Source organism: Streptomyces sp. NPDC050548 (assembly GCF_044457385.1).
Taxonomy (GTDB): domain Bacteria; phylum Actinomycetota; class Actinomycetes; order Streptomycetales; family Streptomycetaceae; genus Streptomyces.
Window position 1 is genome coordinate 42074 of record NZ_JBITGV010000025.1, and the last position, 23439, is coordinate 65512.

General features: G+C 71.6%; 15 protein-coding genes (1 of these 15 running past the window's edge). 9 read left to right on the forward strand and 6 right to left on the reverse strand.

Annotation, left to right across the window (positions count from 1 at the left end):
* The 4 genes from ACIBJH_RS42940 to ACIBJH_RS42955 form a co-directional block, all read left to right on the forward strand.
* On the forward strand, positions 1-7607 hold the final stretch of the coding sequence (locus ACIBJH_RS42940; RefSeq protein ID WP_399122391.1) for a hypothetical protein. 20158 nt of this gene lie to the left of the window's left edge; the window shows 7607 of its 27765 coding nt (coding positions 20159-27765); the start codon falls outside the window, past its left edge; its stop codon occupies positions 7605-7607.
* Between the two features lie 38 nt (positions 7608-7645).
* Positions 7646-8875, forward strand: coding sequence for a ricin-type beta-trefoil lectin domain protein (locus ACIBJH_RS42945; RefSeq protein ID WP_399122393.1), 1230 nt, complete (start codon positions 7646-7648; stop codon positions 8873-8875).
* A 75-nt stretch (positions 8876-8950) separates the two neighbouring features.
* Positions 8951-10261 (forward strand): hypothetical protein, encoded by a 1311-nt coding sequence (locus tag ACIBJH_RS42950; protein WP_399122394.1) that lies wholly within the window; start codon positions 8951-8953, stop codon positions 10259-10261.
* Between the two features lie 146 nt (positions 10262-10407).
* Complete coding sequence (locus ACIBJH_RS42955) at positions 10408-10770, forward strand: ArsR/SmtB family transcription factor (RefSeq protein ID WP_399122396.1); 363 nt, start codon at positions 10408-10410, stop codon at positions 10768-10770.
* Between the two features lie 54 nt (positions 10771-10824).
* Here ACIBJH_RS42955 and ACIBJH_RS42960 read toward each other — a convergent pair whose 3' ends face one another.
* A complete protein-coding gene (locus ACIBJH_RS42960; RefSeq protein ID WP_399122397.1) occupies positions 10825-11265 on the reverse strand; it encodes a sec-independent translocase in 441 nt (146 codons plus the stop codon).
* Between the two features lie 266 nt (positions 11266-11531).
* On the opposite strand from ACIBJH_RS42960, the gene ACIBJH_RS42965 reads away from it, so the two are divergent.
* On the forward strand, positions 11532-11723 hold the full coding sequence (locus tag ACIBJH_RS42965) for a hypothetical protein (RefSeq protein WP_398854581.1): 192 nt from the start codon (positions 11532-11534) through the stop codon (positions 11721-11723).
* Positions 11724-11796: 73 nt separating this feature from the next.
* Positions 11797-12243, forward strand: a complete 447-nt coding sequence (locus tag ACIBJH_RS42970) for an SMI1/KNR4 family protein (protein ID WP_399122399.1) — start codon at positions 11797-11799, stop codon at positions 12241-12243.
* Between the two features lie 58 nt (positions 12244-12301).
* Here ACIBJH_RS42970 and ACIBJH_RS42975 read toward each other — a convergent pair whose 3' ends face one another.
* Positions 12302-13831 carry a helix-turn-helix domain-containing protein gene (locus ACIBJH_RS42975; RefSeq protein WP_399122400.1) on the reverse strand — a complete coding sequence of 510 codons (1530 nt, stop codon included), beginning with the start codon at positions 13829-13831 and terminating at the stop codon, positions 12302-12304.
* A 64-nt stretch (positions 13832-13895) separates the two neighbouring features.
* Positions 13896-14093 carry a DUF4236 domain-containing protein gene (locus ACIBJH_RS42980; protein WP_078532723.1) on the reverse strand — a complete coding sequence of 66 codons (198 nt, stop codon included), beginning with the start codon at positions 14091-14093 and terminating at the stop codon, positions 13896-13898.
* 314 nt (positions 14094-14407) lie between these two features.
* Between ACIBJH_RS42980 and acnA the strand changes: the two genes are divergently transcribed.
* The 3 genes from acnA (at position 14408) to ACIBJH_RS42995 (ending at position 19525) form a co-directional block, all read left to right on the forward strand.
* Positions 14408-17122: an aconitate hydratase AcnA gene (acnA, locus tag ACIBJH_RS42985; protein WP_399122401.1), complete on the forward strand. Its 2715-nt coding sequence runs from the start codon at positions 14408-14410 to the stop codon at positions 17120-17122.
* Between the two features lie 145 nt (positions 17123-17267).
* Positions 17268-17993: a response regulator transcription factor gene (locus ACIBJH_RS42990; protein ID WP_399122402.1), complete on the forward strand. Its 726-nt coding sequence runs from the start codon at positions 17268-17270 to the stop codon at positions 17991-17993.
* Complete coding sequence (locus ACIBJH_RS42995; protein ID WP_399122404.1) at positions 17990-19525, forward strand: sensor histidine kinase; 1536 nt, start codon at positions 17990-17992, stop codon at positions 19523-19525. The genes ACIBJH_RS42990 and ACIBJH_RS42995 overlap by 4 nt, the downstream gene beginning before the upstream one ends.
* A gap of 36 nt (positions 19526-19561) precedes the next feature.
* Here ACIBJH_RS42995 and ACIBJH_RS43000 read toward each other — a convergent pair whose 3' ends face one another.
* From ACIBJH_RS43000 to ACIBJH_RS43010, 3 genes are all read right to left on the reverse strand, one after another.
* The gene (locus ACIBJH_RS43000) at positions 19562-21841 is read right to left on the reverse strand and encodes an NEW3 domain-containing protein (RefSeq protein WP_399122405.1); all 2280 of its coding nucleotides are present in this window, start codon (positions 21839-21841) and stop codon (positions 19562-19564) included.
* A gap of 122 nt (positions 21842-21963) precedes the next feature.
* Positions 21964-22410 (reverse strand): MerR family transcriptional regulator, encoded by a 447-nt coding sequence (locus ACIBJH_RS43005; protein WP_399122406.1) that lies wholly within the window; start codon positions 22408-22410, stop codon positions 21964-21966.
* A 13-nt stretch (positions 22411-22423) separates the two neighbouring features.
* A complete protein-coding gene (locus ACIBJH_RS43010) occupies positions 22424-23425 on the reverse strand; it encodes an MDR family NADP-dependent oxidoreductase (RefSeq protein ID WP_399122407.1) in 1002 nt (333 codons plus the stop codon).
* Positions 23426-23439: the final 14 nt, after the last annotated feature.

Genomic DNA, 23439 nt, shown 5'->3' on the forward strand with positions numbered 1-23439 from the left:
AAGACCCCGACACCGCCCCCATCCCCGCAGACGGCACTCCCACCTGGCCCACGTCCAACGCCCCGGTCGCGCCGCCCTCTTCGACGTTCGTTCTCGGCTACGGGTCCCAACTGGACGGCAACGTAGGCCTGGTGCACCTCGAACCGCTGTCTGCGGAGGTCGTGAACGGGCTGCATCAGCAGGTGATGACGGCGCTCGGGCTGGCGCGGGCGGCGGACACGCATCCGGTGCGGGAGCAGTTGCGGACGGTGGCGAGTGCCGAGACGCTGGTGATCAACCTGCCGTATCTGCGCGGCAGTCTGGGCTTCCGGATCGCACTGACCGTGGACGGGCGGGAGCGGACGGTGGACCTGCGGCTGCGGCTCGCGGATCCGGTCGCGTCGGCTCGGTACGGGCAGGCCGAGGGTGCCGAGCGGGACGTACGGGTGGAGCGGCGTGGTATCGGTTCCCAGGAGTCGGTGTCGTCGGAGGCGTCCGGCAACATCCGTACCCTGCTGCTGCCTTGGACCGCGCTGTTCCCGGTGAGCAGGGCGATCCCGGTGCGCGGGGTCGACGCCGCGCTGACCCTCGCGCTGACCCTGAACCAGCTCTCGTCCTCCGCGTCGGTGACCACGGCGGTGACATCGACGACGGCGCAGCGCAGCAACGAGCCTTCGGAACCGTACGACTTCACCGCCCTGTGGGACGTACGGCTGGACACTCCGGCGCTGGCCGCGCCCGTCACCTGGGGAGCGCCGCAGTCGCACGGGCCGGTGACCTTCTGGTTCCCGCAGCATCTGGCGCGGGACGAGGAAGGGGAGTTGCCCGCGGCGGCCGGTCTGGACGATCTGCCGGTGTGGGGCGTGGACACGGTGGCGGAGCCGGGGCGGCTGCTCGCGGAGGCGTTGCAGCGCTTCGACGCGCGGCTGCGGACGCTGGACAAGGACTCCCTGGGCGAGTTGGAGACGTTCCTGTCGGAGCCGTTGCTGCGGGGCACCCTGCCGATGCAACGGGCGGGCGGCGTCTTCTCGCCGGTGCTCGTCGACACGTCGGGGCGCGCGCTCGGCATGTTCCAGTTGCTGACCGAGGTGGAGGTGGGGGAGCCGCTGCGGCGGAGCGTTGCCGGGAAGGTCAACCTGGAGGCCCATCTGACGCAGGTGGTGAAGATCGAGGCCCAGTCGAAGTTCAGCAGTGGTGTGTCCCTGTCGGGGAGTGTCGGTCCTGCGCTCACCGGCGACCACGCCGAGGGGCACCCGGACGCCACCCGGCGGGTGAGTGGCGGTGTGCTGGGGCGGGCCGCGGTCCAGGCGGGGACGAGCGACGCGTTCGGCCAGAGCGCCAGTGCGGCGCTGATGCACCAAGTGCGCACCACCCGCAGTCACTTGCTGGCACCGGCCACCGTGCGGCACACACTGGTGCTGCATCTGCCGGGCGGCGGGCGGGAGATCTTCGAGCCCGGCGACTGGGCGCGCGGGATGCATCTGCGGCTGATGACCGCCGAGGACGCCCTCGGGCATGCCCCGGCCGAGGACGAACTGCGGCGGCTCCCGGCGGAGTTGGAGCATCTGCGGTCGGTCGGCGCCAGCGTGACACCGCTGGCCGTGAGGGGTGCCGAACCGCTCTTCGTGGAGGCCGAGAACTGGCTGCGCCGCGAGGGCTTCATCCCCGGCGACGCCACCGCGCGCAACCGGGTGCTGCCCGACGAGGCGCTGGTGCAGGCCCAGTTGAACAATCTGCGCAGGTTCGAGCAGACCCGGTCCGCGATCGGGCTGCGGGCCGCGACGGACTCCATGCTGGACGGCGGCCACTCGCTCTTCCTGGAGCTGCCGACGCTGACCGGCGGCACCCGCCGGGTACGGCTGGTGCTCAGCGCGGTGCGCGGTACGGGCCGGAGCACGCACACCACGGTGCTGCCCGATGTGCAGGGCGTCGGCCTGGCCTCGCTGTCGCTGGCCGGGAGCGACCAGAACGGGTCGCAGTACGGGGTGTCGTACGGCGCCGGCGGTTCCTTCGGGCTGCCGGTGCGCGGTGGCGCGTGGACCCTGGGCGGCACCGCCGACCATGTGCGCGGCCACCAGGTGCAGCACGAGAACAGTGTGCAGTTGTCCGTCGGGCACGACCAGCAGGTCGTCAGCAACGGCGCCGGACAGCGCAGCGAGGTGTTCGACGTGCCGGCCGAGCTGGCGCTCGACCTGTACGAGGGGCCGGGGGAGACGCCCCGAGTGCGGTTCGCGCACGGGACGGTCCAGCAGCCGTACGTCCCGCACGGCGCCCAGCAGGTCCCGCCCGCGACTCCGCCGCCGGACCGGATCCCGGGGACCGTGCGGCTGTCCGTGCCGACGCTCCGTACGCTGCCCGCCGATCAGCCCGTCCCGGCGGCGCCGCCCGCGCCCACCGTGCGGGCGGCCACCGACGCCGACACCGCGCTGCTCGAACTCGCCGACGAGCAGGGCCCGTTGCAGGACGCGGTGCCGCTGCCGGACGACTCGCTGGTGGAGGTGTTCCAGGCGTCGGCCGCGCTGGACGAGGCGTTCCGGGCGGTGCTCGGCAACACCTACCAGGGGCACCCGGCGCGCGGTCTGCTGGACGGGATGCGGGACACCGCCGCGGAGTACACCCCGCGGCCGGTGGCGCGTGCCGGGCGGGCCGTGGGCGAGTCGCTGGCCGGCGCCGACGCCACCGACCCGACCACGGTGGCGGCCGAACTGCTGACCGCCGCCCGCAGCCCCGCCGCCCTGCTGAACCGCGGCCACCAGGTGTTCAAGGGCGCCTATGTGATCGAGGGACTCACCCTGCCCGGGCTCGCCGCGGACGAGGTGCTCTCCGTGGAGATCCGGGGCGCCCTGCGCCGGCCGCGGGCGCTGGACACCCTCACGCAGCAGTTTGAGTCCGGCCTCAACTCCGTGGACGGTGCCGGGCAGCAGCGGGGTGTGGCCGGCACCTCGCAGTGGGCGGCCGGCTTCACCTCGGTCCGCAACATCTCGTCGGGCGCGACCCCGAGCGCCGACCAGGCCGCGGGCAACGACGGAGACGCCGGCGGCCTCGACGACGGCACCCTGCGCCGCCGCGCCGACGAACCGGAGCAGCAACAGGGCGGCGGCACAACGGGATCCACGTCCCGGCCGACGGTCCTCAACCCCTCGGCCCGCTACACCCGTACCACCCGGACCGACCAGGCACGCGGCCTCGGCTCCTCGACGGTCGTCCACCGCACCGCCATCGAGAACAGCCCTCAGTACCGCATCGCCGCCGACGCGACCCTGCTGGTGACGTTCCGCCGGGGCCGCCGCAACGTCGTCGGCAACGCGCTCGGGCAGGGCGAGGGCCGTGCCGTGACCGTGGTCGTCCAAGTCCCGGACGCCGTACGGTTCCTGGCCACACCGGCCCAACTCCGGCGCCACGCCGCCTGGTTCACACCGGTGGCCGGTCTGACGGTGCCCGCCGAGACACCGGGCTCGGTGCCGCTGCCGCGCCGGTTCACCGCCTCCGGCGAGGTGGGCTTCGGCAGCGTCAAGGCGATGGACCAGTTCACCGACGCCACCCGGACGGTGCGCCGCCGCGACGCGCTGCGCCACGAACTCCTCACCCTGATCGAGGACGAGGCACCCGGCACCACCCGGCCCGGCCACGCCTCGTACCTCCCGGGCGTGGCCACCCGTATCGCGGACCTCACCTCCACCGCGGGCCTGCGCACCCTGCCCGGCCGCGGCCCCGCCCACATCCAGCGCTTCCGCTTCCGGCACGTCGGCTACGGCGGCGCCCGCCTGGTCGAGGTCACCCTCACGGCCAGGCCGGACGCCGACGACCACGCGCTACGACAGCTGCGCGGCCACCCCGCGGCGAAGGCCTCCGGCATGGAGAACTACCTGGGCCACACCCCGTCCTCGGTCACCGACCGGACCGGCCGCAGCACCCGGCACGCGGGGTTCGTCCAGCTCCAGACCCGGATCCCGAGGCCCACCGGCGGCCCCCGCACCGACCGGGCGGGCGCCCTGCTCAGCGCCGACACCGTGCGCGGCAACTCCGCGCGGGTCAGCCGGACCGCCGAGGACCGGCACTGGCTGCGCACCGACAACGTCGCCGACTTCGACGGCGTCCCCTACCGGATCACCGCCACCGTACGGTCCACGGCGACCGCCGACTGGCTGCTGGACCTGCCGGGCAGCGTGTTCCAGCACGGCGTGCTCAGCCTGACCGACGCCAACACCCCGCTCGCCGACCGCGTCGCCCATCTCCTCCTCGGCCGCCCGACGCGCACCACCACGGTGCACGCCACCGCCGCGCTGCGCTTCACCGGCAGCGAGACCGCCGAACCCGCCCCGGCCGAGCGGCAGTTGACGGCGGGCCGTGCGGAGCGCCGGCCGACGGCGACCGGGCACCGCTTCACCCCCGGCGGCCCCGCGCCGGTCTTCGGCTTCGACGCGGGCACCCAACTCGCCGCCGCGCTGGGCGAGGTGGCCCCGGCGCTGACCAACTCCTGGCAGTCGCTGGCCGCTTCCGACTCTGCGGACACCACCGCCGTACGGATCGGCGAACTCCTCCAGGCGGGCACCGTCTCGCTGGACCACCCGCGCGGCCCCGGCGGCCTCACCACCACGATGCCGGGCGCCCGCCCGTTCCAGGGCGCCCCCGGCACCCCGCCCCGGCTCACCGTGGAGCTGTACCGGCCGCGCCCGGTGACCGACACCGGCGATGTGACGGTGGACCGGGTGCGGCTCAGCACATTCAGCGCGGGCTCTTCCTCGCACGCGGGCCTCACCGGCGGCCTCTCGGCGCAGGGCGGCTTCAGCGCCCACGACTCCAACCGCCAGATCCTCGGCTTCACCATGCCGGTGGTGGCCCGCCAGGCGCAGGACCCCGGCTCGGGCGCGGGCGTCGCCGGCACCCGCCGCGAGTGGTTCAAGCACGGCGACACCAAGACCCCGGAGGGCTCGCGCGGCACCCGCAGCCACGAGATCCTCGCCGACGCGCTGCTCACCGTCCACGGCCCCAACGGCACCCGGTACGTGTCCGGCACGGTCCGGCTGCGCCCCCTGGAGCGCGACCTCCTGGGCCACGGCGTCACCACCCCGCGCACCGACCCGGGCGTCTACGACGGCGCGTCCCTGACCCGCGCGGCGGCCGACGCCCAGGCCCCGGACGGCCGCGCCCCCGACGTCCTGCGCGACTGGCGCACGGTACCGCTCCGCGACCTCCCCACCCTGCTGGCCCAGGGCATCTCGGCGGCCCAGGACCCCACCCCCGACACCGCCGCCACGCTCCAACTCTGGCTGGCCACGGACGGCACCGCGCCCCAGACGGCCCGCGCCCTGTACGCCGCTTCGAGTACGGCCGTCCAGCTGGGACGCCCCGTCGAACTCGCCCTCCGCGACGGCGAGGGCGTGCGCTTCCGACGGTTCGACGTGAACGGGGACCCGGAGGTGACGCCGGGGGGTGAGGAGCGCGGCGCGGGGGTGGGCGACGAGGAGCGGGACGGGGAAGGGTGGGGCGAGGAGGCGTGGGACGCGGAGGAGCTGGACGACCGGGGTTCGAGTAGCGCGGGCCCGAGCAGTGCGGGTCGCCGTGGGGCGGACTCGGGCGGCAGTCGTCGGCGTGGGCCGGGCTCGGGCGGTGCGGGTCGGGGCGGCGCGGACTCGGGCGCTGGGCATCGGCGTGGGCCGGGCTTGGACGGCTCGGGTCGGGGTGGCGTGGGTCAGGGTGACATCGGCCCGGGTGGCGCGGGTCAGGGAGACGCCGGTCCGAGCCGTGCGGGCCGGGACGGTGTGCGGCAGGGTGGCCGAGGTGGCCTGGACGGCTCGGGTCGGGGTGTTCGGGGCCGGCGTGGTGTGGTCCAGGGCGACGCCGCTCACGACGCCGGCTGGACAGCCGTACGCGATCAGATCCGGATGTTGGAGGCGGCCGGGCAGGCGGAGGACGACGCCCGGAGGCGGGAGGCCCGGCTCCAGGAGCGGATGCCGGAGGCCCGACGCGTGCTGGCGGAGGCGTTGCCACCGGTGGCGCGGGCGGAACGGGACGTGTTCGACGCCGGTGCCGCCGCGGACACCGCGGCCGACGAACTCCTCCTCGCCGAGCGGGCTGTCACGGACGCCGCCGAGGTCGATCGTGAACGGCGTGCCCGCGTAACGGAGTTGACCACGGACCTCCAGGGCCACACCGAGCGGTTGACGGTCGCGACCCGGGCGGCGGCCGAGTCCCACGGGACGGTCCGCACGGCTGAGGGAGAACTCGCGGCGGCACAGGAGGCCGCGCGCGAAGCGGCGGAACGGGCCGCCCGGCAGCCCCGCCAGTCTGCCGACTCGGCCGCGCGGGGCGGGAGTTCGGCTCGCGGTGAGGGCAACTCCACCTCGGGCGGGCCCACTTCGCTCGCCCGGAGCGAGTCGCGCCGCAACCGGGCGCAGCGCGCGCTGGACCAGGCGCGGACGGCGGCCGCGGCAGCGGACCGCGCCGTCGAGACCGCCCGGCACGCCGTCGACGACACCAGGGCCCGGCTCGGCCTGGCCCAGGACGCGGCCCGTTCCGCCGCCGACGCCCTGACCCGGGCCCGGAAACTCGCCGTGACGGCGACCGCGACGGAGCGTACGGCCCGGGCGGCGCTCACCGCGGCCACCGCACTCCACGACCGGGCGGTCGCCGTGCGGGTTGCGGCCCAGGAGTCGTTGGACGCCCTCGGCCTCGACATCACCGACGCGCTCGCCGAGCAGGCCCGGCAGGCGGCCCGGCAGCGCCACGCGCAGCGGGACCTCGGCGATGTCGTGGCCCTCCTGGAGGCACAGCGAGCGGCGGCGGGCGACGGCACGGCACTCCTGACGACCGGCTCCCTCGCCGCCACCCCGGCCGCCTGGCCCGGCCGTACGCCCCGTCCGACACCGGCCCGCAGCGGTGCCCGTCCGACACCGGTTCGGAACGGGGCCCGTCCGTCGGTCGAACCGACGGAGGAGCCGGTGCGCGAGCCGGAGACCGAGCCCCAAGCGGCGCCCCAGGAACCGGAGTTGCGGCCGGGCGGAGCCGGGAACGAGGCCGACGAGGAACTCGGAGGGATCCGTCACCGCCCCGCCGTGTCGCGGGCGCAAGGCCCGGAGACGTTCGCCCGTTCACTGGCCCAGTTGCTCACCGCCCCCGGCACCACCGCCCCCGGAACCACCAGCCCCAGCACCACCGCCCCCAGCACCACCGCCTCCGACACCGCCCCCACCTGGCCCCGCACCGACGACCCCCACACCGCGCTCCTCACCTGGGCCCAGGCCGACGTAGCGGCTCATGGCGCTCCCGACGACGCGGGGCTCCCGGCCCCGGACACCTCGGTGCCGACCGGCACGCTGGCCGAAATCGGCGCTCTCACCGAGGAGTTGCGCGCCCAGTCGATCCTCCAGAGCGGCACCGTGACCGTGGCGGACGCCGGACTGGACGACCCCGCGCGCCTCGCCCTGGTGCTGGCCCGCCCCGACGACACCCTCGGCTACGTGTCCACCCTGGCGGCACTGGTCGCACGGGACACCGGCCGACGGATCCAGTTGCTCGGTCCCGACGGCCGCACCGACCGCTTCGGCCCGGCCGACGGCACCCCGCTGACCCTCTACTTCGACGGCAACCGGTTCTCGGTCAACCCGCCCGCCCCGGACGACAACTGACCGGTCGTCACCCGATCATCCTTCTGGAAGGAAACAGCATGTCCGGCAAGAACAGCCCGCAGCACCAGGCAGCGACGGGCGGGACGGAGCCCGCCCCGGCCCCGGACACCACCACGGGCGTCGCCCCCGAGACCGCGACGGCACTCCCGCCGACCAGCGGTGAGACGACGACCGGCGCCTCGGAGACCGCGGCCCGGGAATCAGGTGCCGGCGTCGGCGCAGGCACCCGCGCGGCAACGGAACCGAAACCGGAATCGGAACTGGAACCAGAACCGGAACCGGAACTCGACACCCACGCCGCCCCCACCCCGACCGCTGCCTCCACCTCCGCCTCCGAGCCGGACCCCGACCCCGACCCCGACCCCGAGGCCACCACGGCCACCGCGACCGCAGCCTCGTCGGAATCCGGTGCCGGTGCCGGTGCCGGTTCCGGCGCCGACGAGGGCACCGCCGCCGCGGCCCCCGCCTTCGGCCGCCCCTCCCGGGGGCTCCTCGCCGGTGCCGCGATAGCCGGCGCGCTGCTGATCGGCGTGCCGTTCCTGGTGTCAGGCCTGCGCGGCGGGTCGAGTTCGGACGGCAAGCCCTCGGAGCAAGTGGCCGACGCCGGAACCGTGTTGAACGGCGCGACGGCGAACATCGGTGCCGGCGCCTACGGTTCGGCCAGCCCGGACTCGGCCTCGCCGAAACCGACCCCCTCGAACACGGCGGGCGGCGGCAAGAAGAACACGGTGAAGAACGATGGGGGAGCCGCGGCCGCCGGTGCCGGTTCGGGTGCCGGAGTGATCGCGGGCAGTTCCGCCGAGGCCCCCAAGAAGGCTTCCTCCGGCGGGAGTTCGAAGAAGTCCACCACCAAGGTCACGGCCACCAGGACGGTGACCACCGCGCCCGGCACCACCATCTACAGCCACGCCTCCAACAAGTGCATCGAGATGGTCGCGCACAAGGGCACCGACGGCTCGCCGCTGCAGATCTGGAGCTGCGGTACCAAGAACTGGCAGAAGTGGGACTTCCGCTCGGACGGCACGGTCCGCTCGATGGGCCTGTGCATGGACGTCGCCTGGGGCTCGTCGGCGAACGGCGCGGTGATCCAGCTCGCGGTGTGCAGCGGCAACCCGGCCCAGCAGTTCCGCCTCAACTCCAGCAACGACCTGGTCAATCCGCAGGCCAACAAGTGCGTGGACGTCAAGGACCAGAAGACCGGCAACGGCACCCGGCTCCAACTCTGGGACTGCAACGGCCAGGACAACCAGAAGTGGAGCACCCGCTGACGGAGGCGGCACCACCTCGCCGTTCTCGTCCGCCGCGGACACGTACCCTGCTGCAGGAGAAAACAGGGGGAGACGATGAGCGACGACCGCAGGACGACCGTGCCCGTGTGGACGCTGGCGACCGCCGACGTGAAGGCCCCGGGGTTGCCCGCGGGCGAGTCGATGACGGGTGAGCGCCTGGCCGAACTGCGCGGAGTGCTGGCCGTCATGGCCGACGAGCCGATCGTCACGCTGGAGGCGCATCCGCTTCCCGACAGGATCGACCGCGGCCGTGGCATCCCGCTCGACGCCGCGAGCCCCTTGGCCCAGCACCTGTCGCAATTCATCACGCAGTCGGCGCGCACGTCCCTCACGGCGGCCAGGGCTACCGCCTCCGGCGAGTGTCTGTACCGCATGGTGGTCCCGGCGAAGGTAGCCGCCCAGCTCGGGCAGGGCACCGTTCGTTCGATGGTGTCGAAGGCGGGAGCCGGTGGCGTCCTGAGTCCGCTCGTGGGGCCGTCGGGAAAGATCGCCGCCCACGCGAGCTACGTGCCGGTCGGTCGCGCGGCCGCGGTGGGCACGGTGGGCGGGGCCGGTGCCACCGCCGGTGCCGCTGCCGCCGGCGGTACGGCGCTCACCGTCGCCGCCCCGCTCGTGCTCATGGCCGTCGCGGTGGGCGTGAGCGCGTACGCCGACCAGCAGCGCCGGCAGGCCATCGAACACATCACGGAACTCCTGGAGCAACTCCAGGAGGACAAGCTCGACGACGAGCGCAGCGCGCTCAACGGCTGCCGTGCCGCCATCGACAAGGCCACGGCCATCCTGCTCGACCAGGGCAGGCTCGGTGTCTCGCTGGGACTCGACTCGGCGGTGCACACCATCGACACGGCCCTGAGCAAGGTGGAGATCCGCCTGGGGCGTTGGCGGAGCGCGCTCGACGGAATTCCCGAGGACGCGGCCGTCGAACTCGCCACGCTGACCAAGGCGTTCCCCGGCATCGACGACCAGGGCGGCGCATTCCGCGTGCACCTCGAACTCGCTGCCCTGGCCGTCGCGTTGAAGCGCCGGGTCGTCGTCCTCCAGGCCGTCGAGCACGCCCAGAGCGATCCCGGCAACCCCTTCGAGAACTTCACCCGACAGCTCAAGCGCGATCAACAGTGGCTCGACGAACTGGAGTTGGGCGTCGCCGCTGTCCTGGTACGCCTGTCGGCCGTGAAACTGGCCCGCCCGAGCGGTCTGCGACCCGTCTTCACACCGAGCGAGGTCGATCGCCTCATGAACGCGGCACACCGGATCCATCAACTGGGCGTCGGCGTCACGGTCGACGGTCGCCCGACGGACGTGGCGATCGAGATCGCCCGCGACAAGGACGGCTCGGTGACCGTGTTCCCCGCACTGCCCGCGTAGACGAAGCGGCCGGTGGCCGACGAGCGGGAGTTGCTTGTTTGCGCAAGTCCAGGGACGGCGACGTGTCGCCGCGCAACGCCACGCCCCTACACTGGGTGGGCGCGTGAGTATCGGCTGTGACGTGGGCACGACGGAGAGAGCGGACTGTGGCGGAGAAGGTCGGTGGTCACGGGGATCCGTCCGCCGAGGTTCTGGTGGAGGCGGCCGCGGCGTTCGGGCTGCTCGCTTCGGCGGCCCGGCTGCACATCATGTGGGCCCTGTCCCAGGGGGAGTGCGATGTCACGCACCTCGCCGACCGCGTGGGCGGCGCGCTGCCGGCGGTCAGTCAGCACCTGTCGAAGCTGAAGCTCGCCGGACTCGTCCGCTCCCGCCGTGAGGGCCGCCACCAGGTCTACTACGTCGACGATCCCGACATCGTGACGGTCGTGCGGGTGATGGTCGGGCAGCTGACCGCCCGCTCGCATCAGGCCCTCGCACCGGTACGCCGGCTGCACGAGGTCGGCGGCTGAGACCACTGCGGCCGGTCACCCAGGGCACCACCGCCGTCCGAGCCGCACGCCGTCTCAGGTGGCGTCGGGGTCGAAGGCGGAGCGGGCGGACGCCTCGGGGCGGTCGGTCTTCTTGAGCGTCACCGGCGGTGCCGCCGTCGGTGAGTCCGTGTCGGCCGCGGCATTCCGTACGGCGTCGGCCACCTCCGTCAGCTCCTTCCTCGGGTCCAGGGCGCTGCGGATGTCGTCCAGGCCCAGGTCGAGGCCGCTGCCGTCGCCGTCCAGGACGTGCTTGCGCACGAATGTCTTCGGGTGCAGGTCCTCGAACTCGAAGTCCTTGAACTCCGGCCCCAGTTCGGAGCGGATCTCCTCTTTGGCGCTGTCGGAGAACGCCCGTACCTTGCGGATGAACTCCGCCACGCTCTGGATGATCTCCGGCAGCTTGTCCGGGCCGAAGAGAAGGACGGCCAGGATCGCCAGTGTGAGCACTTCCGGCAGTCCTACGTCCGGGAACATTCGCCGCTCCTCGTTGTCCGCGCCGCCTGGCTCGCTGTCGCCGGGGTCCGCCCCGGTGATGTCACTTTAACTGTTGCGCAAGTATGAGAAGTGTCGCGGTGGGCTCCGCGTCGGAATCCGGTGACGTACGGACGGCGCGCGGTCGGGAGAAACGAGCGGCGGGAGTCTCCCTGGGCGACGTCGGGAGCAGGCCCTGACGGCCAACGCCCGCGACGGCTCATTAGGCTCCCCCTGTGAACAACATACGGTGCACCCAGTGCGGTGCGGTGGGACTGGAACCAGGCTTCGTCGAGGACTCCGGCCAGGGCGCCCGCGGGTTCGCGCGCTGGATCGCGGGCCCCCTTCAGCGAGGCCCGCTCGGCAACGCCAAGAGGATGGGCCGGCCGCACTGGCAGATCGACGCCTACCGTTGCCCCACCTGCGCACACCTGGAACTGTTCGCCGCCCAGCCGGACTGAGGGGCCCCGTCGGTTCAGCCCCGACGGGCTTGTTGCCGTGACTACCTCCGTGAGGTGATGGATCCGTGTCCTGTTGTCGTTGATGGCACCCGAGGCGTACGTCGGTCCCGGCGGCGAGCCCGCCTGCATGGGCATGCGGCAGGAGTCGGCGAACGCCGAGGCCGTGTGGCGAGCTGCCGGGCCAGGGGTGGCCGAGACTCCGCGCCTCATCGCCTGGGGAGCGGATTCCAGCGCGGACATTCTGTGCCGGCCGGCCACGGACAGCGATCCGGACAAGTGGCCCGTGGTGGTGTGGGGCCGGGGCGACGCACGATGGACCGCATACCCGTGCGGAATGGTGGAGTTCCTGTGCCGCCTGTTCCGCGCGGAACTCGACGAGTGCCCGCTGGGCGCTGTCTCCCTCTGGGGGGTCGGTTCCGTCCGCTTCCTGCGCAAGGAGGAGGAACAGCGGCTTCGGAAGGCCGGATTCTCTCCGTGGACCGGCGAACCGGACCCGTATGCCGGAATGTTCGGAGACTGAACCGTCGCGGATGCCGCCGCACCAGTGAAAGGCACGGCGGCATCTCCCCGGGTACGACTCAGATGTCCCGGAAGATCTCGATCTGCGCCCCGATGGAGTTGAGCCGCTCCGCCAGGTCCTCGTAACCCCGGTTGATGACATACACGTTCCGCAGCACGGACGTGCCCTCCGCCGCCATCATCGCCAGCAGGACGACCACGGCCGGCCGCAGCGCAGGCGGGCACATCATCTCGGCGGCGCGCCAGCGGGTCGGGCCCTCGACCAACACGCGGTGCGGGTCGAGGAGTTGGAGGCGTCCGCCGAGGCGGTTGAGGTCGGTGAGGTAGATCGCGCGGTTGTCGTAGACCCAGTCGTGGATGAGGGTCTGGCCCTGCGCGACCGCCGCGATCGCCGCGAAGAACGGCACGTTGTCGATGTTCAGGCCCGGGAACGGCATCGGGTGGATCTTGTCGATCGGCGCCTCCAGTTTGGAGGGCCGGACCGTGAGGTCCACCAGGCGCGTACGGCCGTTGTCCGCGAAGTACTCGGGGGTGCGGTCGTGGTCGAGGCCCATCTCCTCCAGGACCGCGAGCTCGATCTCCAGGAACTCGATGGGGACGCGTCGTACCGTCAGTTCCGACTCCGTCACCACGGCGGCGGCCAGCAGGCTCATCGCCTCGACCGGGTCCTCGGAGGGGGAGTAGTCGACGTCGACGTCGATGGTCGGCACGCCGTGCACGGTGAGCGTGGTGGTGCCGATGCCCCCGACCCGTACGCCCAGCGCCTCCAGGAAGAAGCAGAGGTCCTGGACCATGTAGTTGGAGGACGCGTTGCGGATGACCGTGGTGCCGTCGTGGCGGGCGGCGGCGAGCAGCGCGTTCTCGGTCACGGTGTCGCCGCGCTCGGTCAGCACGATCGGCCGGTCGAGGGTGACGGACCGGTCGACCTGGGCGTGGTACAGGCCCTCGGTCGCCGCGATGTCGAGGCCGAAGCGGCGCAGCGCGATCATGTGCGGCTCGATGGTGCGCGTACCGAGGTCGCAGCCGCCCGCGTACGGCAGCTTGAAGCTGTCCATGCGGTGCAGCAGCGGGCCGAGGAACATGATGATCGAACGGGTGCGGCGGGCCGCCTCCGCGTCGATCGACGCCATCTCCAGCTCGGCCGGCGGCACGATCTCCAGGTCGACGCCGTCGTTGATCCAGCGGGTGCGGACGCCGATCGAGCCGAGTACCTCCAGAAGGCGGTACACCTCCTCGATCCGCGCGACCCGGCGCAGCACTGTGCGCCCCTTGTTGAGGAGCGAGGCGCACAGCAGTGCCACGCACGCGTTCTTGCTGGTCTTCACGTCGATGGCACCGGAGAGCCGACGTCCGCCGACGACCCGCAGATGCATCGGGCCGGCATAGCCCAGTGAGACGATTTCGCTGTCCAGCGCTTCACCGATTCGAGCGATCATCTCAAGGCTGATGTTCTGGTTGCCGCGCTCGATGCGGTTGACGGCGCTCTGGCTGGTGCTGAGTGCCTCGGCAAGCTGTGTCTGTGTCCAGCCCCGGTGCTGGCGGGCGTCACGGATGAGCTTGCCGATACGTACGAGGTAGTCGTCTGCCATGAGGCCGAGGTTATCTCAGATATGAGATGGCGCCTCTTGAGGGGGCTGTTCGGGTGACGCCCGGTCAGTCGTCCTTCTTGGTACGAGTCTTGCGCCACCCGAAAGGTCCGGGCAAATCCATCGATGTCGTACGACGTCCTGATGTGCTGCGCGTGTAGCGCGGACCCCGCTTGCCCCCTGTCGTGAACGACATGGACCCCTTGTTGATGTTCAGTCGGAGCCAGGGAAGGATCCGGAAACTCTTGCGGAACGTGAGCGGCATGCCCGCCCCCTTTCGTCCCGCACCGGGTACCCCGAACTCCCGGGAATATGGCGTCGGTTCAGCGGAGCGGGCGCCGGGGTGCCGTAGAAGGTGATCGTGAGCTGAGGGGGTGGGGGCGGCCGGGCATGACCAATCCGCCCCCGTGTACTAGAGTTATCTCGACATCGAGATATCTGCCGAGGTGCACCGCAGCCGCACACTCCGCCGGTCCCAGCAGTAAGGCTTGCCTAACTTAGCCTTACCTTAGCGGATCGGCCAAGACGTTGTGGCGGCAGGATGCGGTGGGAACGCGCACATCAATGAAGGAGACTGTCGTGTCGGCGAACAGCTTCGACGCCCGCAGCACGCTGCAGGTGGGCGACGAGTCGTACGAGATCTTCCGCCTGGACAAGGTGGAGGGCTCGGCCCGGCTCCCCTACAGCCTTAAGGTCCTGCTGGAGAATCTGCTCCGCACCGAGGACGGCGCGAACATCACCGCCGACCACATCCGCGCCCTCGGCACCTGGGACTCGCAGGCCCAGCCGTCGCAGGAGATCCAGTTCACGCCGGCCCGTGTGATCATGCAGGACTTCACCGGCGTGCCCTGCGTGGTGGACCTCGCGACCATGCGTGAGGCCGTGAAGGAGCTGGGCGGCGACCCGGCGAAGATCAACCCCCTGGCGCCGGCCGAGCTGGTCATCGACCACTCCGTCATCGCCGACAAGTTCGGCACTCACGAGGCCTTCGCGCAGAACGTCGAGCTGGAGTACGGCCGCAACCGCGAGCGCTACCAGTTCCTGCGCTGGGGCCAGACCGCGTTCGACGAGTTCAAGGTCGTCCCGCCGGGCACCGGCATCGTCCACCAGGTCAACATCGAGCACCTGGCCCGGACCGTCATGGTCCGAGGCGGCCAGGCGTACCCCGACACCCTGGTCGGCACCGACTCGCACACCACGATGGTCAACGGCCTCGGTGTGCTGGGCTGGGGCGTCGGCGGCATCGAGGCCGAGGCCGCGATGCTCGGCCAGCCGGTCTCGATGCTCATCCCGCGCGTCGTCGGCTTCAAGCTGACCGGCGAGCTGACCCCGGGCACCACCGCCACGGACCTCGTGCTGACCATCACCGAGATGCTCCGCAAGCACGGCGTGGTCGGCAAGTTCGTCGAGTTCTACGGCGAGGGCGTCGCCGCCACCTCCCTCGCGAACCGCGCCACCATCGGCAACATGTCGCCGGAGTTCGGTTCCACCGCCGCGATCTTCCCGATCGACGACGAGACCCTGAAGTACCTGCGTCTGACCGGCCGCAGCGACCAGCAGGTCGCGCTCGTCGAGGCGTACGCCAAGGAGCAGGGCCTCTGGCTCGACCCGGCCGCCGAGCCCGACTTCTCCGAGAAGCTGGAGCTGGACCTCTCGACGGTCGTCCCCTCGATCGCAGGACCGAAGCGCCCGCAGGACCGCATCGTCCTCGCCAACGCCGCCGAGCAGTTCAAGAGCGACGTACGCAACTACGTCGCCGACGACGACGAGGCGGGCAAGGAGTCCTTCCCGGCCTCCGACTCCCCGGCCGCCAGCAACGGCGTCCCGTCGAACCCGGTCACCGTGACCGCCCCCGACGGCTCGACCTACGAGCTGGACCACGGCGCGGTGACGGTCGCGGCCATCACCTCCTGCACCAACACCTCGAACCCGTACGTCATGGTCGCCGCCGCGCTGGTGGCCAAGAAGGCGGTCGAGAAGGGCCTGACCCGCAAGCCGTGGGTCAAGACCACCCTCGCCCCGGGCTCCAAGGTCGTCACCGACTACTTCGACAAGGCGGGGCTCACCCCCTACCTCGACAAGGTCGGCTTCAACCTCGTCGGCTACGGCTGCACCACCTGCATCGGCAACTCCGGCCCGCTGCCGGAGGAGGTCTCCAAGGCCGTCAACGACCATGACCTGGCCGTGACGTCGGTGCTCTCCGGCAACCGCAACTTCGAGGGCCGGATCAACCCCGACGTCAAGATGAACTACCTGGCGTCCCCGCCGCTGGTCGTCGCGTACGCCCTCGCCGGCTCCATGAAGATCGACATCACCACCGCCGCCCTCGGCACCGACCAGGACGGCAAGCCGGTCTACCTGGAGGACATCTGGCCCTCCGAGGCCGAGGTCAACGACGTCGTGGCGAACGCCATCGGCGAGGACATGTTCAACAAGTCCTACGCCGACGTCTTCGCGGGCGACGCCCAGTGGCAGGCGCTGCCGATCCCCGAGGGCAACACCTTCGAGTGGGACGCGCAGTCGACCTACGTCCGCAAGCCCCCGTACTTCGAAGGCATGACGATGGAGACCACCCCGGTCTCGGACATCGCCGGCGCCCGCGTCCTCGCCAAGCTCGGCGACTCGGTCACCACGGACCACATCTCGCCCGCCGGCGCCATCAAGGCCGACACCCCGGCCGGCAAGTACCTCACCGAGCACGGCATCGAGCGGCGTGACTTCAACTCCTACGGCTCCCGCCGAGGCAACCACGAGGTCATGATCCGCGGCACCTTCGCCAACATCCGCCTGCGCAACCAGGTGGCGCCGGGCACCGAGGGCGGCTTCACGCGTGACTTCACGCAGCCGGACGCCCCCGTCTCCTTCATCTACGACGCCTCGCGCAACTACATCGAGCAGGGCATCCCGCTGGTCATCCTGGCCGGCAAGGAGTACGGCTCCGGCTCGTCCCGCGACTGGGCCGCCAAGGGCACCGCGCTCCTCGGCGTCAAGGCCGTCATCGCCGAGTCCTACGAGCGCATCCACCGCTCGAACCTCATCGGCATGGGCGTCATCCCGCTCCAGTACCCGGCGGGCCAGTCCGCCGAGTCCCTCGGTCTGACCGGCGAGGAGTCCTTCTCGGTCTCCGGCATCACCGAGCTGAACGACGGCACCACCCCCGCCACGGTCAAGGTCACCACCGACACCGGTGTGGAGTTCGACGCGGTCGTCCGCATCGACACCCCCGGCGAGGCCGACTACTACCGCAACGGCGGCATCCTGCAGTACGTGCTGCGCAACCTGATCCGCAACTAGCGGACCCGGCAAAGCAGTTGAGGGCCGCATCCCCGGCGACGGGGGTGCGGCCCTCCGCGTGTCCGGGCCGCACGATTCCGCAGGTCATCGCCAGTGCTCAGGTGGAACACAGGGTTCCCCCAGCGGGCCGGGACAGAATCGGGACATGACTGGCACATCGGGGTCCCGCAGCAGCCGCGTGCGCGTGCTCATCGTCGACGACGAGCCCGCGCTCACCGAGCTGCTCTCCGTCGCGGTCACCGAGGCCGGCTGGCGGCCCTACCCCGCGCCGGACGGGCACAGCGCGCTGCGGCTCGCCCGCGGCTGCGCCCCGCACGCCGTCGTCCTCGACGGCATGCTGCCCGACCTCGACGGCGTCCAGGTGCTGCGCCGGCTGCGCTACGAGAACCCGAGACTGCCCGTCCTCATGCTCACCGCCCGCGACGCCATCGAGCACCGCCTCGACGGCCTGGAGGCGGGCGCCGACGACTACGTCACCAAGCCCTTCTCCCTGGAGGAGGTCGTCCTGCGGCTGCGCGGACTGCTGCGCCGCGCGGGCAGCGAACGGCTCCCGGCCGACGACACCGTACGGGTCCTCGGCGATCTCGTACTCTCCGGCGAGACCCGCGAACTGCGCCGCGCCGGTGAGCCGATCCAGCTCACCGCCAAGGAGTTCGACCTGCTCACCCTGCTCCTCGACCATCCCCGCCAGGTGCTGAGCAAGGCGCAGATCCTCGACCACGTGTGGAGCACCAGCTTCGACGGCGGCGGCAACCTCGTCGAGGTCTACATCTCCAGCCTCCGCCGGAAGATAGACCGGGGCCGCGCCCCGATGATCCACACCGTCCGTGGGATGGGATACGCCATACGGCCCGTGGAGGACGGCAGATGAACCTCCTGACCCGCAACCGAGGCCGCCTGCACGGCCGTTCACTCCGCACCCGCCTGCTGCTCTTCATCAGCGCCGCCCTGGTGGTGGTCTGCGCCACGATGGCCCTCACCACCGTCTTCGTCCAACGCGCCTATCTGCTGGGCAACTTGGACGACCGGGTCGGCGACGTCGCCCAGCGCAGCCTGGGCGGGGCCGAACTGCGTTCGGGCTTCGACGACGACCTCGGGTTCCTCTCGGAGAACGGTCACGCGGCCGGGACACTCGCCGCGCGGCTGGACGGCAAAGGTGCGATCATCGCCGCGGCCGTCGTCAGCCAGGACGCGCCGCCCCAGAACCTCACCACCGCCCAGCGCACGGCTCTCAAGGGCATCACGGCCGACGGCGCGAAGCACACCCGCACCGTGCCCGGCCTCGGCACCTACCGGATCACCGTGCTCGACGACGACAACGGCGTCCGGGTCCTCGCCGGCCTCCCGATGGACGACGTACAGGACATGATCAGCGGCCTGGTCGTGGTCGAGGCGGCCGTCGCCCTCACCGGACTGACCGTGGCGGGCTTCCTGTGCGCGGTGGTCATACGACGGCAGCTGCGGCCGCTCGGCCGGGTCGCCGCCACCGCCGTCGAGGTCTCCCGCTCACCGCTCGGCCACGGCGAGGTCACCGCGCTGACCCGGGTCCCCGAACGGGACACCGACCCGGGCAGCGAGGCAGGCCAGGTCGGCGCCGCGCTCAACCGCATGATCGACCACGTCGAGTCCTCGCTCGCCGAACGCCAGCGCAGCGAGGAGCAGATGCGCCGCAGCGAGGAACGCATGCGCCGCTTCCTCGCCGACGCCAGCCACGAACTCCGCACCCCGCTCGCCTCCATCGCGGGCTACGCCGAGCTGATGAACCGCGGCACCGACCGCATCGAATCGGGCCTCGCCTGGCGCCGGGTCACCGCCGAGTCCGCGCGGATGACGGGCCTGGTGGAGGACCTGCTGCTGCTCGCCCGCCTCGACGAGGGCCGCCCACTGCAGTCCGCCGAGGTCGACCTCGCGGCCGTGCTCGCCGAGGCGGTGTGGGACGCGCGCGCCGCGGGCACCGGCCACGACTGGCAGCTCCAACTGTCGCTCGACGCCCCCGCTTTGGTGATCGGCGACGAGGCCCGCCTGCACCAGGTGTTGGCCAACCTGTTGGCCAACGCGCGTATGCACACACCTGTTGGCACGACGGTCACGGCGAGCGTCGAGGCCACGGCCGACCGCACCGTCGTCATCCGGGTGCGCGACGACGGCCCCGGCATCCCCCCGACCCTGCTCCCCACGGTCTTCGAACGCTTCACCCGCGCCGACGCCTCCCGCGCCCGCTCCGGCGGCAAGGAGGGCGGCTCCGGCCTCGGCCTGGCCATCGCGACGGCGATCACCGGAGCCCACGGCGGCCGCATCGACGTGACCAGCGTCCCCGGCCGCACCGAGTTCACCATCGAACTCCCGGCGGCCGAACTCCCGCCCGCAGAAACACAGATGCGCGCCCGTACGGCGCCGGTCTAGCCGCCGCACAGGCGCGCATCCGCTACCGACTCGCTGCTACGGAGTGGTCGTGAACGAGTCGAAGTCGGCCTCGCCCGTGGTGCCCGAGGCGTGCGAGGTCTGGGTCAGGCCGACGTCCTGGGTGGCCGCGGCGGTCGGGACGTCGATGGTGCCGACCAGGTTCCAGGTGACGTCGTCGGTGGAGTAATAGCCGCTGTAGGTCGTGCCGTTGCGGACCAGCTTCAGCCACGACGGATAGACGGCGGTGCCGGTGGAGTCCTGCGAGTCCAGCTTTCCGTCGCCGTCGCTGTCCCAGTCGAGCAGATAGCCGTTGCCCGGGGTCGCGACGAGGGCCAGATAGCCGGGGGAGGTGTCGGGCTGTGTGATGTCGTTGCGGACCATGATTCCGGCCTTGGCCCAAACATCGGTGTCCGACTGGGAGTTGAGCTTCACGGTCGTCACCGAACCGTCGTGCTCGGCACCCGGCAGATAGACCGTGCCGTATTCGTTGGTGCCGTTGTAGAGGTCCGCGCCCTGGGCCCGGATGCCGAGTTGGGTCCCGGACTGGCTGAAGCTCGCCGTGGTGGAGGCGAACGTCTTGTAGGGGGCGGTCACTTGGTGGTTGACGGTGATCGTGTCACCGGCGGCCAGCCGGGTCTGCCCCGCCGACTTGAAGCGGTAAGTGGCGCTCCCCTTGAAGTCGCTGGAGTCGAAGAGCTTCGCCGAGGACGGGATGGAGACGGAGTAGGTGACCTTCAGCGCCTGCCCGCCGCGGATCGTCTTGGCCCGGGTCGCCGAGTGCGTGGTGATCTTCGTGCCGGCCGGTCCGGTGAGGGCCAGGGCGGCGTCGGTGATCGGCCGCGACCCGTTGTCGGACAGGACCGCCGTCACCGTACGCGTGGTGCTGTCGCTCGACGCGGGCGCCCAGTTGAGCCCGAACGAGACATCCGGAGCCGCGCCGCTCACCACGTGCCGGCTGCCGTGCACCCGGTACAGGACCACGCCGTGCGCCGGCACATTGGCGGCGATCCGGCCCGCGGACTCGGTCAGTCGCTTGCTCCACAGATCCCGCAGGGAGTAGTCGCGCGCCTTGGCCAGCCCCAGCGCGGACGCGGTCGTGGCCACCTCCCGGGGCGCCGACCCGGTGTTGAACAGACCGACCACCGCATCGCCGTTGGGCTCGGTCTTCGCGAACACCTGCGCATTCGCGTCCGAGGAGATCCGCTTGGCGTCGATGCCGTCCTGGTCGACCGCGAGGACATCGGCGTTCTTCAGCAACGCGAGGTCGGCGGGGTCGAGATGGGTGAGATCGGTGCCGAGGAAGAGCGGCGAGGCGGCGAGCGACCACAGACTCATCTGCGTCCGGCGCTCGTCGGGGGTGAGCCCGTTGTTCGCCCCGTTCCCGATCTCCAGGGAGTCGTAGTCGTTGTACCCGCCGGGTCCGCCGTACGGCGCCCAGGCCGCGACCTGGTCGAAGCGCGAGGCGACCGAGGCCCAGGTGGTCAGGGGGTAACTGCTGCCGTCCGGACCGCAGTAGCACTCGATGTCGCCGCCGGTGCGCCAGCCGTTGGAGAGTTTCTTCCAGGTGGCCGCGTTGTTGATGTCGAGGTTGTTCGACAGCTCCAGGTGGATGGGCCGGCCGGTGTGGTGCAGGGCGTCCGACCAGGCCTGGACGTCCTGTTGGTCCCAGGTGCCGACGCCGTCGATCTTGAGATAGTCGATGCCCCAGCCGGCGAACTGCCCGGCCCAGGAGTCGATGAACGTCTGCGCGCCGGGCTTGGTGTAGTCGATGCCCACCATGCCGCCGCAGTTGTAGTTGCTCTCCGTCGTCGTGGTCGCGATGTCCCGTGCGTGGTACGGCGTTCCCTCGATCGCGGTGTTCTTGGCGACCGCCTGCTGGGAGATGCCGGGCGTGACGTACAGCCCGAACTTCAGCCCCAGGGAGTGGACGTAGTCGGCCACGACCTGGATGCCGTTCTCACCGCCCTTGGGCGGGAACTTGACGGGGTCGGTCACCCAGCGGCCGTACTGGTCGACGTCCGGCCCCTGGCTGCCCGGGCACTGGTACCAGAAGTCGTCGACGTTGGCGTAGACGAACCCGTTTTTCGCCAGGCCGCTGGTCTTCAGCGCCTTCGCCTGTGCCTCGATGGTCTGTGCGGTCGGATCGCGCCGGACGAAGCTCCAACTGCTCCACCCCAGCGCGGGTTTGGCCCCGACAGCGTTGCCGACAGCGTTGTCATCGGCCCGCGCGGACTGCCCGCCCGTCGCGGTGACTCCCATGGTGAGCAGCAGCGCTCCGGTCAACGCGGCCAGCGCACCGCGGATCTGTCTTCTCATGAGCTGTTCCTCCATCGCAACGCCCACATGACTCAGAAAACGTCAAGAACCAACCCCGTGAACGCGACAAGTGAACATGACCGAACGCCAGTCACCACATAGCGCGCTTGGCCAAAACTGGGTCAAGTCTGTGGGGCGACTGTGGCGAAAGAGGGAGAAGAGTCCGGTCCGTCCCGCCCGGTGTCTCCGTCGACGTGAGCGATGTCCGATGGTTCACCCGCGGCTGCGGCGAGGCTCCGCCGTAGGCGTGTGAGGCGGGCGATCTCCGTGTCCAGGGCCGCGAGGCGATCGGCCACGACATCGCTGAACTCGCCCGGAGGGTTGCCGCAGGACGGGGGCGGGGCCTGGACGAGGAGGTCCAGGCGGTGGGCCCGGCGGTGGAGGTCCTCCAGGGTGAGACCCAGCGCGAGCAGGTCACGGATCACTCGGACGCGGGCCAACTCGGCGGGGCCGTACTCCCGTTGACCGGACGGAGTGCGTGGCGGGGGCCGGAGCAGGCCGCGGGCCTCGTACAGGCGCAGGGCGCGCGGTGTGGTGCCGGCTGCCGCCGCTGCCTCGCCGATGCGCATACGGCTCCCCGTCCTACAGCTCCACGACGGCCGCGCCGAAGGAACGGCCCGCGATCAGTTGGGGCAACGCCCCCGGGGCACGCTCGATTCCACGGAGCGGGGTGCGGGGGAAGTGGATGCGGCCCGTCCGTAGCCAGTCCCCGAAGCGGGCCTCCCACTCCGCCTCGACCTCCGGGTGGTCGGCGCCGTTGTAGCCGGCGATCGTGATGCCCCGGGTCAGCAGCCGGTAGGTGTCGAGCACGGCCGGCGCGCTCCCGCCCGCCCGGTCCGGTGACAGCTGACCGTCCAGCGCGCCCACCAGGGCGAACCGGGCGCCCCGGTTCGCTGCCCGGACGGCGGCTGTCAACTGTTCGCCGCCCACGGTGTCCAGGACGACGTCGATGCCGTCCGGCGCCGCCTCGGCGAGCTGTCCGTCGATCGGTCCCGCTCCGCGCAGCACGGTGGCGTCGTAGCCGAGTTCCCCGCGCAGTCTCCGCGCCTTGTCCGGTGAGCCGGTGCTGCCGATCACCCGGGCGGCACCCAGCAGCCGGGCGATCTGGCCCGCCAGGCTGCCCACGGCACCGGCGGCGCCGGTCACGAACACGGTGTCGCCCGCGTGGACTTGGGTGAACCGGGTCAGCGCGCCGTACGCCGCGGAGCCCTGGGCGAGGTGGGCGACCGGGTCGGGCAGCGTGTCCTCAAGTGGCCTGCACTCGGCGGCGGCCGGTGTCGCGTACTCCCGCCAGCCCTGAAGGTGCAGCACCAACTGCCCCTTGGCCAGCGGCCCTTCGACCACTTCGCCGATCGCGGGGCCGAACAGGGTGTCGCCGGGGTGCAGTGGCGGCAGCGGGACATCGCGGGTCTCGCCTCCGATGAGGGTGCGCAGGCCGGGGAAGACCAGGAAGTGGGTGTTGCGGACGAGTACCTGGCCGGCCTCGGGACGGGGGAGGGGGACCCGCGCGAGGGTGAAGTCGTCCGTGGTCGGCAGTCCGGCGCGGCGGCGGACCAGGCGTACGAGACGGTGAGTCGCAGTCATGCCCGGACGCTAAG